The sequence below is a fragment of the Streptomyces sp. NPDC002130 genome (assembly GCF_040296465.1).
GTDB lineage: Bacteria > Actinomycetota > Actinomycetes > Streptomycetales > Streptomycetaceae > Streptomyces.
Window position 1 is genome coordinate 1 of sequence record NZ_JBEOXI010000879.1, and the last position, 1,375, is coordinate 1,375.

The following is a 1,375-nucleotide window of genomic DNA, read 5'->3' on the forward strand; positions in this document are numbered from 1 at the left end:
GGACCATCGCCGAGGTGGGCGGCGGCCTGTCCGCCGAGGGCGCCGAGGTCGTCGAGGCACTCAAGGACCAACTGGGTACTCGTATCGAACTTCGGTTGGGCGATCCGGGAGATTCGGATGCGGGTCGCCAGAAAGCCGGCCTGGTGCCGGAAGGTCGACCGGGTCGAGGCATCACACGCGACGGGCTCCACCTTCTTACCGGACTACCTCGAATCGACGGTTTGCCAGGTAGTGAGAACTCCAGCGGGAGTGTGACGGCGACGGTCGAACGTATTGCGGCCATGTCGAATTCGCGTCCGGCACCGACCGTGCGGATGCTTCCGGATTCGTACTCGCGGGCAGAACTTCTCGAAGCTGTCGGGACCCGGTGGCCCTCACCGAGTGCGGCCGACGGTCGGTGCCTCACCGTGCCGATCGGCCTCGGTGAGACCGACCTCGCGCCGGTGTACATGGACTTCCGGGAACACCCGCACTTCTTGATATTCGGCGACACCGCGTGTGGCAAGACATCTCTTCTGCGCGCAATAGCGGAAGGGATCATCGCGTCGAACACACCGGCCCAGGCCAAGCTGATTATCGGTGACTATAGGCATTCCCTGCTGGGAGTGGTCGAAGGGAATCACCTCGGCGGGTACTCGGCGTCGTCGACGACCTTCGGTGAGTTGATGGTCGACTTGGCTCGGATCGTCGCTGCCAGAATGCCGAACGCCGGAACAACGCAGCAGCAATTGCGGGAACGATCTTGGTGGAGTGGGCCGGAGATTTACGTACTGATCGACGACTACGACCTTGTGGCTACATCGAGTGGAAATCCGGTGGCGCCGTTGCTCGAATACATTCCGCATTCCAAGGACATCGGTTTGCACCTGGTGATTGCCCGCCGTTCCGGTGGCGCGGCCAGGGCACTGTACGAGCCGGTGATCGCGAGAATTCGCGACATGGCACCGGCCGGATTGATCATGAGCGGAAGTCGTGACGAGGGAAATCTCGTCGGCACCGTCCGCGCGTCGACATTGCCGGAAGGTCGTGGGGTCTACGTTTCTCGCTCGCAAACCCAACTTGTCCAAGTTCCGTGGATGCCACCGCTGTGACCGTTCCGTCCTTGGTGTCAGTCTCGTTACATTGGGGTCCATCCAATATCTGGGTGGTATCGGGTCAACGCGAATTCTGTTGCAGTGCAGACCTCAGACGGGAAACGGCGTCGGGTCCCGGTACCGGTGAAAATGCGATCGATTTCGTCGACGACGACTATGTCGACGTAGATGGTCGGATTGTCCCGACGGTTTTGGAGCTGGCCAGGCTGATTTCCAGGGCGATGGACGGGTGCGGAATCGTCGATGTAGACATTCTCTATCTCAGTCATCCCTCGGATTGG

At 60.9% G+C, this 1,375-nt stretch carries 2 protein-coding genes; both read left to right on the forward strand.

The features are described 5' to 3' along the window. Positions 1-1,091 (forward strand): type VII secretion protein EccCb (gene eccCb, locus ABT116_RS46575; RefSeq protein WP_351647308.1); only part of this gene is annotated, 1,091 nt, incomplete at its 5' end. Next, the coding region (locus ABT116_RS46580; RefSeq protein WP_351647310.1) for a hypothetical protein at positions 1,073-1,375 on the forward strand (303 nt) is incomplete at its 3' end. The genes eccCb and ABT116_RS46580, both read left to right, overlap by 19 nt.